The sequence below is a fragment of the Roseovarius sp. MS2 genome (assembly GCF_051447875.1).
GTDB classification, from domain to species: Bacteria; Pseudomonadota; Alphaproteobacteria; order Rhodobacterales; family Rhodobacteraceae; genus Roseovarius; species Roseovarius mucosus_A.
Window position 1 is genome coordinate 2,253,028 of the sequence record NZ_JBKHVF010000001.1, and the last position, 12,956, is coordinate 2,265,983.

General features: G+C 62.3%; 8 protein-coding genes. 5 read left to right on the forward strand and 3 right to left on the reverse strand.

The window, feature by feature from the left end:
- Positions 1–121: 121 nt before the first annotated feature.
- Complete coding sequence (gene torT / locus ACLGGT_RS10970; RefSeq protein WP_237183457.1) at positions 122–1,168, reverse strand: TMAO reductase system periplasmic protein TorT; 1,047 nt, start codon at positions 1,166–1,168, stop codon at positions 122–124.
- Positions 1,169–1,246: 78 nt separating this feature from the next.
- Here torT and ACLGGT_RS10975 point away from each other — a divergent pair, with 78 nt between their 5' ends.
- Positions 1,247–4,162, forward strand: a complete 2,916-nt coding sequence (locus ACLGGT_RS10975) for an ATP-binding protein (RefSeq protein WP_437196105.1) — start codon at positions 1,247–1,249, stop codon at positions 4,160–4,162.
- Here ACLGGT_RS10975 and ACLGGT_RS10980 read toward each other — a convergent pair.
- A complete protein-coding gene (locus ACLGGT_RS10980; RefSeq protein ID WP_437196106.1) occupies positions 4,135–4,836 on the reverse strand; it encodes a winged helix-turn-helix domain-containing protein in 702 nt (233 codons plus the stop codon). The two genes, ACLGGT_RS10975 and ACLGGT_RS10980, sit on opposite strands and share 28 nt — an antisense overlap.
- 159 nt (positions 4,837–4,995) lie before the next feature.
- On the opposite strand from ACLGGT_RS10980, the gene ACLGGT_RS10985 reads away from it, so the two are divergent.
- The 4 genes from ACLGGT_RS10985 (at position 4,996) to ACLGGT_RS11000 (ending at position 11,460) form a co-directional block, all read left to right on the forward strand.
- Positions 4,996–5,937 (forward strand): ABC transporter substrate-binding protein, encoded by a 942-nt coding sequence (locus ACLGGT_RS10985; RefSeq protein ID WP_008281804.1) that lies wholly within the window; start codon positions 4,996–4,998, stop codon positions 5,935–5,937.
- Positions 5,938–6,010: 73 nt separating this feature from the next.
- Positions 6,011–7,042: a quaternary amine ABC transporter ATP-binding protein gene (locus tag ACLGGT_RS10990; protein WP_081507785.1), complete on the forward strand. Its 1,032-nt coding sequence runs from the start codon at positions 6,011–6,013 to the stop codon at positions 7,040–7,042.
- Positions 7,039–8,994: an ABC transporter permease gene (locus ACLGGT_RS10995; protein WP_437196108.1), complete on the forward strand. Its 1,956-nt coding sequence runs from the start codon at positions 7,039–7,041 to the stop codon at positions 8,992–8,994. The genes ACLGGT_RS10990 and ACLGGT_RS10995 overlap by 4 nt, the downstream gene beginning before the upstream one ends.
- A gap of 174 nt (positions 8,995–9,168) precedes the next feature.
- A complete protein-coding gene (locus tag ACLGGT_RS11000; protein WP_008281807.1) occupies positions 9,169–11,460 on the forward strand; it encodes an arginine/lysine/ornithine decarboxylase in 2,292 nt (763 codons plus the stop codon).
- Between the two features lie 9 nt (positions 11,461–11,469).
- Here the strand turns inward: ACLGGT_RS11000 and ACLGGT_RS11005 are convergent, their stop codons facing one another.
- On the reverse strand, positions 11,470–12,819 hold the full coding sequence (locus ACLGGT_RS11005) for a glutamine synthetase family protein (protein ID WP_008281808.1): 1,350 nt from the start codon (positions 12,817–12,819) through the stop codon (positions 11,470–11,472).
- Positions 12,820–12,956: the final 137 nt, after the last annotated feature.

A 12,956-nucleotide genomic window follows, 5' to 3' on the forward strand; every position in this document is an offset into this window, starting at 1 on the left:
GGCGGGGGCTCAGCGGAGGAAGGTGGTCTTTGGACGGGGTTTTCGGCCCCGTATTGCCCCTTTGATCCCGTCTGCGGCCCCTATATCCGGCCTTGGTGCCATGATGACCGCAAGCGGTGCGCTAGTCCAGTTCGAACACGGGGATAAAGCTGGCGGGCGCGAGGGTTTCGGCAAGGTCGGTATTGCCGACCATATCGGGGGTTACGAGCATGATCCGGGGGCCGGCATGGCGGGTCTCAAGCGTGCCCTCGATGGCGCGCACGGCCATTTCGATGGCGAGTTTGCCCTGCATGATCGGGAAATCGGTGGGCGCGGCGAGGATGCGGCCGCGACGAATGCCGCGAAACACCGCGTGGCTCATGTAATCCGAGACGATGTTGATCTGCCCTTCGAGCCCGCGCGCGCGCAGGATCGACACGGCCACTTCGGCGGTGGGGGCGCTGCCGACGATGTAGTCGATGGCAACCCCGCTATCGAGCGTTTCCTCGACCAGCGTCACTTGGATTTCGCGGCCCGTGTCGCCGTATTTGGTGAGCACGATCTCTGCCGCGCTCTCGGCGATGGCGTCGCGAAAGCCCGCCTCGACAAAGCTGACCCAACCGGCCCCTTGGGGACCGGGAAACCACGCCAGCCGCACCGGGGCGCTGCCCTTGGGGTGGCGCTCGGCGATGAAGCGCCCGGTGATGGCACCCATGTCATACCAAGAGACCGCCGCCTTGGCCGCGATGCCGGGATCGGCGATGTCATTGACCGTGGCGATGACCGGCACCTGTTCGGAGAGCGCCTGAACGGTGGGGGTCAGCCCCTCGAAAGACACGGTGCCGACCACCAGCGCATCCGCGCCTTGGGCCACGCAATTGGTGATCTGTTCGATCTGACGGTCAAGATTGGGATAGCCGCCCGCCTCGACCAGACGAAAGCCCACGCCAAGGCGCTGGGCCTCTTCGACCATGCCGAAATTGACCGAGAGCCAATAGGCGTCCTTGAGATGCGGATAAGAGATGCAAAGCGTCCAAGGGGATGCGGCACGATCGAGTGGCGTATAGGTGAGCGGACGCGCGGGGCTGGTATAGTCGAAGGGCACCGTATGGGTTTGCAGCGCCCATGGGTCTGCGGCGAGTGGCAGAGGTGCCAAGAGGGCGAGCATACAGGCGATTATTCTTTGCATGAAACACTCACTCCTCTGCGGAAATTACTATAGACTGTCGCGGCAGGACTGCAACAAAAGCGGAGCGGGAAGAGCCGGATGAAGAGCAGAACCGGATTGGGCGCGCGCCTGTTGGCGGCCTTTCTCGTGATTGCCGGCCTGCCCGCGCTGGCGGGTTTCTTTGGCTGGTTCGAGCTGCGCGATGTCACGCAGGCGCAACAGCAGCTCTATGATCGCTCGATCCCGGTGCTGTCGGATATGCGGCGGTTTACCGAGGAAAGTTCGGCCATCATCACGGTGGCGCCGGAATTGGCGGCGGTGGATGATGAGGCGGCGCGGCGCGACCGGGCGGCCTATTTGGGCGCGCGGGTGGCGGCGCTCTCGGATCATCTGAGCCGGTTTCAGGCGGAGCATGGTGGCGGCAGCGGGGGCGAGTTGACCCGTGCCGTGGTGGCGATGGAGGCGGGGATTGCCGAGCTTGACCGCTTGGTCAAGCAACGTCTGTCGCTGGTGCAGGCGCGGCGCGAGGGGCTGGACCGCGCGCTTGGGGCGACGTCGGCGTTGCTCAATATGGCTGATACTTTGGTGGCCAATGCCGAGATGAGCACGGCGGCGGTGATTTCCAACCTCTATGACGATGACACCGGCAGTGCGCAGCATCTGGCGACGCTGGACAAGCTGATCGAGGTTGATCTGTTCGAGCTGGGGTTGATGTTCGAGTTGCGGTCGCGCACGGCGGAGATTGGGCTGCTCTTCAACCGGATTGCCGGGCTGAGCGATGCCGCGGGTTTGGTGCCGATCCGGGCCACGTTGGGCGAGCGGACCGAGATTGTCGCGCGGCGCGTGGCGGCGATCCGTGATCCGGGGCGGGCGGCGCAGGCGCAAACCTTGTTGGGTACGATCCTGTCGCTGAGTGATCCGGCGGGGCCGGGGGGGCTTTTGGGGCTGACCGAGGGCATTCTGGAACTGGATGGCCGGATCGAGAGCGCGCAGGCGGCGCTGCGCGTGTCGGCGGACGGGCTGCATGTGGCGGTGACGGATCTGGCGAGCCGGGTGCAGGCGGAGGCGCAGCGCGCCGGGGCGGCCTCGCTTGAGGTGATCCGGGCCACGCGGTTGCGCAGCGCCGGAGCGGCGGGGCTGGCGCTGTTGCTGTCCTTGGCCGTGCTGTGGTTTTACGTGCGCGGCAATATCTCGCGGCGGTTGGACAACCTGTCGGATATGATGACGCGGCTGGCGGCGGGGCAGCTTGATATGCGCGTGGCCCCGCGTGGCAATGATGAGATTGCGGGCATGGAGCGCGCGGTCGAGGTGTTCCGGCGTCAGGCCATCGCCAACCGCACCTTGGAGGAGGCGCGGCGGCGCAACGAAGAGGAGTTGGCGCGGCATCGCAATGCCTTGCAGGAGTTGGTGGCGGAAAAGACCGAGGCGCTGCGCGGTGAGGTCGAGGCGCATGCCGTGGCGCGGCAAAAGGCGGAGGCGGCGGATCGGGCGAAATCGGAATTCCTTGCGATGATGAGCCATGAGATCCGCACGCCGATGAACGGGGTTCTGGGCATGTTGCGCACGCTTTCGGCTGAGGGCTTGCCAGACGCGCAGTTGGAGCAATTGCGCGCGGCGCGGGCCTCGGGTGAGAGCCTGCTGACGATTTTGAACGACATTCTGAGCTATTCCAAGACCGAGTTGAGCGGCGCGCATCTGGAGCGGGTGGTGTTTTCAGTGGCCGAGGTGATGCAGGTGATCGTAACCCTGTTGGACCCCGGCGCGCGGGAGAAGGGGATCGTGCTCTGGCTTGATCTGCCTGAGGATGCGCCCGCTGCCGTGATGGGTGATATGGCCAAACTGAGGCAGATCCTGTTCAATCTTGTCTCGAACGCGGTCAAGTTCACGGAAGAGGGCGAGGTGGTTTTGCGGCTGCGGGTGCGGGCTGCGGGGGCCGGGCGGGTGACGTTGATTCTGGAGGTCAGCGATACCGGCAAGGGGATTTCAGCGCAGGCGCGGCAGCGTATTTTCGAAGCATTCGAGCAGGAAGACGGTTTGACGGCGCGGCGCTATGGCGGCACCGGGCTGGGCTTGGCGATCTGTCGCAAATTCGCGGAGGTGATGGGCGGCGCGCTGAGCGTGGAAAGCACGCCGCATGTGGGATCGGTTTTTACCTTCATGGCAGATTTCGAATTGGCCGATCCGGCGCTTTTGGCTGAGAGCGTGCCCGAGTGGACCCCTGATCGGGCGGGGCGCAGTCTGCATGCGCTGATTGTCGAGGATCACAGCGTCAACCAGATGGTTGCGCGCAGTTATCTGGAGCGGATGGGGCATACGGCGGTCTGTGTGGACAGTGGTGAGGACGCGCTGGACCTGCTGAAGCGGGAGCGGTTCGACTTGGTCTTGATGGATGTGAACCTGCCGGGCCTGTCGGGCACCGACGCGACGCGGCGGTTGCGCGGGTTGCCCGAGGGCCAAGACCTGCCGGTGATCGGCATCTCTGCCCATGTGCAGGAGGAAGAGGTGGCTCAGCAACTGGACGCGGGGATGGATTGTTTCGTGGCCAAGCCGGTTTCGCCCGAGAGGCTGGCCGCCGCGATTGCGCAGGTGACGGGCGGGCAGCGCCGGGGTGTGTTTCTCTCGCCGCGCTCGGTCTCTTTGCCCATGGGCGGCGCGCGCGACGGGCTGGGTGCCATGCTGGCCGATCTGGGGCCAGAGCAGACGGCTGCGGCGATCCGGCTTTATCTGGATGGGGTCGGGGAAGAGGCGCGGGCCTTGGCGGCGGCGGTGGACGCAGAGGATGCGGCGGGCGTGGCCAAAGTGGCGCACCGGATGAAGGGGGCGGCGGGCAATTTCAGCTTGCCGGGGTTGAGCGCTGGATTGCGGGCCCTGGAAGAGGCGGCGCGCGCGGGTGACGCGGGGGCGATGCGGGGCGCTATGGCCGCTTTGCCTGCAGAGATTGCGGCGGCGCGTGCCACGCTTTTGCGCGCGGCAGATGGGTTGGCGGATCAGTCCAAGGTGGCGGTGAATACATAGCCCTCGCCATGGGCGGTGGTGATGAGGCGCGGCGCGCCGGGGTCTTCTTCCAGCTTGGTGCGCAGGCGGCGGATGATGACATCGACGGTGCGGGTATCGGGATGCTCTTGGCGGTGGGTGATCACGGTCATCAGCCGGTCGCGGCTGAGCACGGCACCGGGATGGCGCAAGAGTTCGGCCAGCACCTCGTATTCGGCGCGGGTGAGGCGGATGGGTTGCCCATCCGGGCCGGTCAGTTGCCGGGTGGCAAAGGCAAAGCTGAAGCCGTGAAATCGCAGGTTTTGGCGTGAGAGGCGGCGCTGGGCCTCGGTTCGGCGCAAGAGGTTCTTGATCCGGGCCAACAATTCGCGGCGATTGAACGGTTTGCAAACATAATCATCGGCCCCCAGTTCCAGCCCAACGATACGGTCTACGTCATCGCTGAGGCTGGTGGTGAGGATAATGCCGATATCCGAGCGCGCGCGTTGTTCGCGGGTGATCTGCAGCCCGTCCTTGCCATTGAGCGTGATGTCGACAAGCAAGAGGTCGGCGCGGTCGCTGCCCAGCATTGTTTCGGCCCGCTCTGCGCTGTCAAAGGCGGTGACGGTATAGCCATGCGACATCAGATACTCCGCCAGCGTGGTGCGGGTAACGGGCTCATCCTCAATGATGACGATATGGGCGGCTCTTGGCACGTTGGAGCCCTTTGCAAGGTTTCCTCCTGTTAATATTTTTTCACAATTAAGTCCAGTTCGTTCATGCCGCCCCTCTGACGTGTTCATATCCGATCCCTAAGCTCCCCTTACCAAAGCCCGGAAAACGGGCGGGATACATCAACACAGGGAGTTTCAAGAATGACACAGCGTTTACGACTGATCGGCGGGGCCGCCGTGCTCGCCCTAGCGGCGACTGGCGCCTTGGCGGATTCCGAAGATCCGATCGTCATCCCCATTCACAACTGGTCGAGCCAGATCGTGATGAGCAATGTGGTTGGCCAGATTTTCGAATCCATGGGCAACAATGTGGAATATGTCTCGACGGACAGTCAGTCGGTCTATGAATCGGTGCGTCTGGGCGATGTGGCGCTGGAGATGGAGGTTTGGGAGGGGGCATTTGGTGCCTCATTCCGTGCCGCGCTGGAAAAGGGCGGGTTGCATGATGCGGGCGATCACAACGCGGTGACGCGCGAGGATTGGTGGTATCCGATGTGGACCAAAGAGGCCTGTCCGGGTCTGCCTGACTGGCAGGCGCTGAATGAGTGCGCTGCTCTTTTTGCGACGCCGGAGACCGGGGACGCCGGGCGGTTCCTTGGGGGGCCGGTGGACTGGCTCAAGCATGACCAAGAGCGGGTTGATGGGCTGGGCATGAATTTCAAAGTGGTCAATGCCGGTTCTGCCGCAGCCCTCTGGGCGGAAATCGGGGCCGCTGAAAAGACCAAAAAGCCCATCGTGGTCTTTAACTGGACGCCGAATTTTGCCGAAGCTGTTTGGCCGGGCGAATTCGTCGAGTTCCCGACTTGGGTGGAAGGGTGCGACAAGGACCCGGCGGTTGGGCCGAACCCGGACAAGACCTATGATTGCGGCAATCCCGCCAATGGCTACATGAAAAAAGCCGCTTGGGATGGGATGAAAGAGAAATGGCCGGACGCCTATGAAATGCTGACCAAGATCAGCTTTACCAACCCGCAGATCGCGGAAATGGCCAAGCTGGTGGACATCGACGAGATGGAGCCAGAAGAGGCTGCGACGCATTGGCTGGAAGAGAATGGCGATGTTTGGAAGGTCTGGATCAACTGATCCGATCTTAAAATCTGCCCCGCCCGTGGTGCGCCATGGGTGGGGTTTTCCATAACAAACAAGGGGGTGTCGCGTGCCGGTTTCTGAACCCGTGATTTCATGCCGCAATGTCTGGAAACTATTTGGCCCTGCGCCCGAGGCGTATCTGGGCGGCCTTAAGGGCGATCCCGGGTTCGAGGTTATTCGGCAGGCGGGCTATATCTCGGCGGTGCGTGATGTGTCGCTTGATATTGCGCGGGGCGAGATGCTGGTGATCATGGGCCTTTCGGGGTCTGGCAAATCCACGCTGGTGCGGTGCCTGTCGCGGTTGATCGAGATTACCGGCGGCACGGTGTCTGTCGAGGGGCAGGACATTGGTGCGCTGAGCGAGACGCAGTTGATCGAATTGCGGCGCAACAAGATGGGCATGGTATTCCAGAGTTTTGGCCTGCTGCCGCATCGCACGGTGCTGGAGAATGTGGCCTTTCCGCTGGAAATGCGCGGGCAGAATCGGGCCACGCGGCGCAAGCGGGCGCTGGAGGTGATCGAGCTGGTGGGGCTTGGCGGGCGCGAGGATTACTTTCCGCGTGAATTGTCAGGTGGGCAGCAGCAGCGGGTTGGGATTGCCCGTTCTCTCGCCATCGAGCCCGATATCTGGTTCCTGGACGAGCCGTTTTCGGCGCTTGATCCGCTGATCCGGCGCGAAATGCAGGATGAATTCCTGCGTTTGCAGGGGATGCTGGGTAAGACAATTGTCTTTATCACCCATGATTTCGACGAGGCGCTGCGGCTGGCGGACCGGATTGCGATCATGAAAGACGGTGCGGTCGAGCAATGCGACACGCCCGATCAGATCGTTCTGAATCCGGCCACCGATTATGTGCGCAAATTCACCGAAGAGATTGAGAAAGCGCGGGTGGTGCATGCGTCCGGCTTGGCGCGGCCCATCAACGGCGTGATGCCCGAGGGGCTGCCGGTGGCGGGCAAGAGCACGATCCGTGCGCTGGCGCGGCAGTTGATCGACGATCCGCGCGAGAGCTTGCCCGTGGCGGATGAGGCGGGGCGGATTACCGGCGTGCTGAGCCGCAAGGAGGCGCTGGACGTGCTGCTGGGAGGGCAGGCATGAGCGAGAGCGCCCTGCCGCTGGCGACCACCGCCAAACCGCGCCTCAATCCGGCTTGGGTGGTTCTGGGCCTTGCGCTGTGCCTAATTCTTGCTCGGCCCTATTTGCCCGAGGGGCTGATGCGCCCGGTCGAGGGGATGATCCTGCCGCTGGCGGATTGGATCAACGCGGTGTTCACATGGCTGCGCGATGATCTGGGCCTTATCCATGTGACCCGTGCCTTTGCCGATGGGATCGAGTGGCTGCTCGATGTGACGGCGAATATTCTCTATGGCAAGAACCGCTGGCCGCGTATCGGCCCGCTGCCATGGATCGTGGTGGCGCTGAGTGCGGGATGTCTGGGCTATTGGCTGGGCGGTTTGCGGCTGGCGCTTTTGGCGGGGGGTACGTTTGTCTGGATCGCGCTGATGGGGCAATGGCAATGGGCGATGGAAACCCTGTCGGTGATCGTGGTTGCGGCCCCGGTGTCGGTTCTGCTCGGTCTGATGATGGGGGTGGCGACGTGGCGCTGGCGCTGGGTAGAGGCGGTGATGAATCCGGTTCTCAACATCGCGCAATCGCTGCCGCATTTCGCCTATATGATCCCGGTTGTGGTCTTTATCGGGGTGGGCCCCAAGGCGGGGGCGATTGTCACGATCATTTTCTCGGTGCCGCCGATGATCCGCATGACCCTGCTGGGCCTGCGCAAGGTGCCGCCCGAGGTGATCGAGAGCGGCAAGATGTGCGGCAGCACAAGCTGGCAATTGATGACGCGGGTGCGTATCCCGACTGCACGCACCGAGATTTTGGTGGGCGTCAATCAGGTGATCATGCAGTGTCTGGCGATGGTGGTTCTGGCCAGTTTCATCGGCATGCCGGGGCTGGGGCAGAAGCTGTTGCAACTGTTGCAGGCGCTCAAGATCGGGCGCTCGATTGAAATCGGCATCACGATCGTTCTGTTGGCCGTGGCGCTGGATCGGTGTTCCAAGGCCTGGGCCGAGCGGCAGCCGGTGCATCATGAGCCGGGGCTAAGCTGGACCGCGCGGCACCGGGTGATGAGCGTTTGGGCCGCATTGATGGTGGCGGGGTTTGTGCTGTCGGCGGTGGTGCCGTTCTTTGCCGAGGTCGGGCGGGGGCAATCGCTTTCGGTGGCGGACCCGCTGGATGCGATGATGTCTTGGGTGATCGTGACGCTTGATCCGGTGACGCAATGGTTGCGGTGGTTCCTGATCACATGGGTTCTGATCCCGGTGCGCGATGCGCTTTTGTGGTTGCCCTACACGGCGGTGCTTGCCCTGGTCGCGGCGGCGGGGCTGGCGGTGGGCGGCTGGCGTTCGGCGCTGATCTGCGTTGGCTTTATCGGCTATATCGCGATCACCGGCTGGTGGGACCGGGCGATGATCACGGTCTACACGGTGCTGGTGGCTGTGGCTGTGGCGACGAGTTTCGGCTTTCCCTTGGGCATCTGGGCTGCGCGGTATGAGGCGCGGGCCAAGCGGGTCTTGCTGCTGTGTGACAGTCTTCAGACCTTTCCGAGTTTCATCTATCTTATTCCGGTGATCATGCTTTTTGGCGTCAATGATGTGGCGGTGGTGGGGGCGGTGGTGCTGTTCGCTGCCGTGCCGCTGATCCGCTATACCATCGAGGGGCTGCGCGGCGTGCCCGAGGCGGTGATCGAGGCGGCGGATATGTCGGGGGCCACGCGCGGCCAGAGTTTGTGGCATGTGCGCCTGCCCTTGGCGCTGCCCACGATCATGGTGGGGATCAATCAATCGCTGATGTTTTCGCTCTTCATGGTGATCATCGCGGCCTTTATCGGCACGCAGGATCTGGGGCAGGAAATGCAGCGCGCGCTGAGTTCCACCGATGTGGGCAAAGGCCTTGTGCTGGGGTTTGCCGTGGCCTTTATCGGCTTGGCGGCGGATCATCTGATCAACAAGATGGCCGAGGGACGGCGCCGCACACTGGGTCTTTGACCCGGCAGGCGGCATGAGCGCGCGCAAAGCGGCCTTCGGGTCGCAGCGGGGCTTGACCTTGGGGCGCACAGCAGAAACAAGCTGCGCGGAGTAGGATTCCCTCAGAGTTTGGGGGGTCCTCTCGCGACGTTTGGCGTGATCGCCCCCCTGCTGGTCTCCTGAAAGGAGAAGTTGATGAAATTCCACTTTCCCATTGTCATCATCGACGAAGATTTCCGGTCCGAAAACTCTTCCGGGCTTGGTATTCGGGCCATGGCCAAGGCTATGGAGGACGAGGGGTTCGAGGTTCTGGGCGTCACGAGCTATGGGGATTTGTCGCAATTCGCGCAGCAGCAATCGCGCGCCAGTGCCTTTGTTCTGTCGATTGACGATGAGGAATTCAGCCCCGGTCCCGATATTGATCCGGTGATCACCAATCTGCGCAATTTCGTGCAAGAGGTGCGGCGCAAGAATGCCGATGTGCCGATCTATGTTTACGGCGAGACCAAGACGAGCCGCCATTTGCCCAATGACATCCTGCGCGAATTGCACGGATTTATTCATGCGTTCGAGGATACGCCCGAATTCGTGGCGCGCCATATCATCCGCGAGGCCAAGATTTATCTGGAGGGCATTCAGCCGCCGTTCTTCAAGGCGTTGCTGGATTATGCCGAGGACGGGTCGTATTCTTGGCATTGTCCGGGGCATTCGGGGGGCGTGGCCTTTCTCAAAAGCCCGATTGGCCAGATGTACCATCAGTTTTACGGCGAGAACATGCTGCGCGCCGATGTGTGCAATTCGGTCGAGGAGCTGGGGCAGCTCTTGGATCATGACGGCGCGATTGGCGCGTCAGAGCGCAATGCGGCGCGGATTTTCAACGCCGATCACTGTTTTTTCGTGACCAATGGCACCAGCACCAGCAACAAGATGGTCTGGCATCACACGGTCGCCCCCGGTGACGTGGTGGTGGTGGACCGCAATTGCCACAAGTCGATCCTGCATAGCATCATCATGACTGGGGCGATTCCGGTGTTCCTGCGGCCCACGCGCAATAACTTTGGCATCATCGGGCCGATTCCGCGCGGCGAGTTCGAGATTGACGCGATCAAGGCCAAGATCCGCGCCAATCCGCTGTTGAAGGGGGTTGATCCCGATACGGTCAAGCCGCGCATCCTGACCTTGACGCAATCCACCTATGACGGGGTGCTCTACAATACCGAGGTGATCAAGGATCTGCTTGATGGCTATGTGGAAAACCTGCATTTCGATGAGGCGTGGTTGCCGCATGCCAGTTTCCACCCGTTCTATAGCAGTTTTCACGCGATGGGCCGGTCGCGGGAACGGCCGCTGCATTCGGTGACTTATGTGACGCAGTCGATCCACAAGCTGCTGGCGGGGATCAGTCAGGCCAGCCATGTGTTGGTGCAGGACAGTCAGACCACCAAGCTGGATCGCCACCTCTTTAATGAGGCGTATCTGATGCATACCAGCACCAGCCCGCAATACAGCATTATTGCGAGTTGCGATGTGGCAGCGGCGATGATGGAGCCGCCTGCAGGCACAGCGCTGGTCGAGGAGAGCATCGCGGAATCGCTGGATTTCCGGCGGGCGATGCAGAAGGTCGATGCCGAGTTCGGCGATGACGACTGGTGGTTCCAAGTCTGGGGTCCGGATGTTCTGGACGAGGAGGGGATCGGTGAGATGCGTGACTGGGTGCTCAAACGCACCGATGCGCATGGCGTGCAAGCCTCGGATGGGGAGGAGTCTTGGCATGATTTCGGCGAGATGGCGCCGGGGTTCAACATGCTTGATCCGATCAAGGCCACGATCATCACGCCCGGTCTCAATCTGGACGGGCGGTTCGAGCAGACGGGGATTCCGGCCTCGATTGTCACCAAATATCTGGCCGAGCATGGTGTGGTGGTCGAAAAAACCGGGCTTTACAGCTTTTTCATCATGTTCACCATTGGCATCACCAAGGGGCGGTGGAACACGCTCTTGACCGCGCTGCAACAGTTCAAGGACGATTACGACAAGAACCAGCCGATGTGGCGGGCGATGCCGGAGTTTTGCGCCAAGCAGCCGCGCTATGAAGGCATGGGGCTGCGGGATCTGTGCCAGCATGTGCACACGCTTTATGCGAAATACGATGTGGCGATCCTGTCGACGGAAATGTATCTGAGCGATCTGACCCCGGCGATGACGCCGAGCGAGGCCTTTGCCCATATCGCGCGGCGCACCACCGAGCGCGTGGCGATTGACGATTTGGAAGGCCGGGTGACGACCAGCCTTGTGACGCCCTATCCGCCGGGTATTCCGCTTTTGATCCCCGGCGAGGTGTTCAACAAGACCATCGTGCAATATCTGCGGTTCAACCGCGAGTTTGGTCGCGAATGCCCCGGTTTCGAGACCGATATTCACGGGTTGGTGCAGGAAGTGGGCGAGGATGGCGTGACGCGCTATTTCGCGGATTGTGTGGCCGGCTGAGGCCGGGCGTCACACGCTTTCGAGATAGGCGTCATACTCGAAATCGGTCACGTAGCGCGTGAAGCGTTTGAGTTCCTGCATCTTGCATTCCACCAGCATGGTTTGCAGGCGTCTGGAAAAGATGTCCTGCACATGCCGCCCTCGGCGAAAGGCCTGAATGGCGGTGGCCCAGTCGAGCGGCAGGTGGTCGAGTTTCTGGCTATAGGCGTCGCCGTCGATGGGCGGGCAGGGTGCTATTCCCTGTTCGATGCCGATGAGCGCGCCGCCCAGAATGCTGCCCAGCACGAGGTACGGGTTGGCATCGGCCCCGGCGACGCGGTGCTCGATGCGCCGCGCCTTGTGGTTGCCGCCGGGGATGCGGATCGCCGCCGTACGGTTTTCATAGCCCCATGAGATGCCGGTGGGCGCATGGGTGCCGGGCAGAAGGCGGCGATAGGAATTCTGGTGCGGCGCGAAGGTGAGCGTGTTTTCGTGCATCGTTTCCAGCAGCCCGCCCACGGCATTGAGAAGGAGCGGTGTGCCGGTGTCACCGCCATTGTCAAACAGGTTGACTCCGTTTTCATCGACAAGGCTGAAATGCACGTGAAAGCCGCTGCCCGAGCGGTCGCCATAGGGTTTGGCCATGAAGGTGGCGGCCATGCCGTGTTTGCGCGCGATGCCGCGCACGAGGCGTTTGAAGAGCACGGCATCATCGGCGGCCTGTAGGGGATCGGCGACATGAACCATGTTGATTTCGAACTGGCCCGCGCCGTTTTCGGAGATGGCGGCATCGGCGGGGATGCCCTGTTCGTGGCAGGCGTCGTAGACGTCGTTGAGGAATTCGTCGAAATGTTCCAGCTCATCGAGGGAGAGCGCGCCGTCGGAATCGAGCCGTTTGCCGGTCACGGGCGAGCAGGGCGGGCGCGGCTGCGCCTCGCGCGGGTCGCAGAGGTAGAATTCGAGTTCGGTGGCCACCACGGGGGTCAGACCGCGTGCCTTGTAGCGCTGCACGATATTGGAGAGCGCATGGCGCGGGTCGCCGGGAAAGGGGCTGCCATCCTCGGTGTGCATCCAGAACATCACCAGCGCCGAGGGGCGGCTTGTCCAGTTCACCATGACGATGGGCCGCCCGGTATGTTCGCAGATACCGTCGGAATCTCCAGTTTCGAACACCAGTTCGTTATTCTCGATATCCTCGCCCCAGATATCCACGCTGAGCACCGAGAGCGGCAGGCGCAGCCCGTCGTCCATGATCGACTTGGCCTTTTCAATCGGCAGGCGTTTGCCGCGCATCGCGCCGTTGAGATCGCAGACGCAGGCAAAGACGGATTCGATTTCGGGCCGTTCCTGAAGCCATTGGCGGATATTGGTCGTGGTCATTTCACGTCTCTTTCTGTCGGCATGGACGGGAGTGTGCCGATGTCCTCTGCCCTTACCTTGTCGTGTCGTCGCGGGACTGGGTAGCGAAATATGCGTGCGCGCCGGAAAATGCGGGCGGTTTGCGCCGTTTGCGCCCC

Excerpts from the sequence above, each read along its gene's own strand:
- ACLGGT_RS10995 (WP_437196108.1), top strand. The coding sequence starts at position 7,039 with ATGAGCGAGAGCGCCCTGCCGCTGGCGACCACCGCCAAACCGCGCCTC.
- ACLGGT_RS10975 (WP_437196105.1), top strand. The coding sequence starts at position 1,247 with ATGAAGAGCAGAACCGGATTGGGCGCGCGCCTGTTGGCGGCCTTTCTC.
- ACLGGT_RS10985 (WP_008281804.1), top strand. The coding sequence starts at position 4,996 with ATGACACAGCGTTTACGACTGATCGGCGGGGCCGCCGTGCTCGCCCTA.
- torT (WP_237183457.1), bottom strand. The coding sequence starts at position 1,168 with ATGCAAAGAATAATCGCCTGTATGCTCGCCCTCTTGGCACCTCTGCCA.
- ACLGGT_RS11005 (WP_008281808.1), bottom strand. The coding sequence starts at position 12,819 with ATGACCACGACCAATATCCGCCAATGGCTTCAGGAACGGCCCGAAATC.
- ACLGGT_RS11000 (WP_008281807.1), top strand. The coding sequence starts at position 9,169 with ATGAAATTCCACTTTCCCATTGTCATCATCGACGAAGATTTCCGGTCC.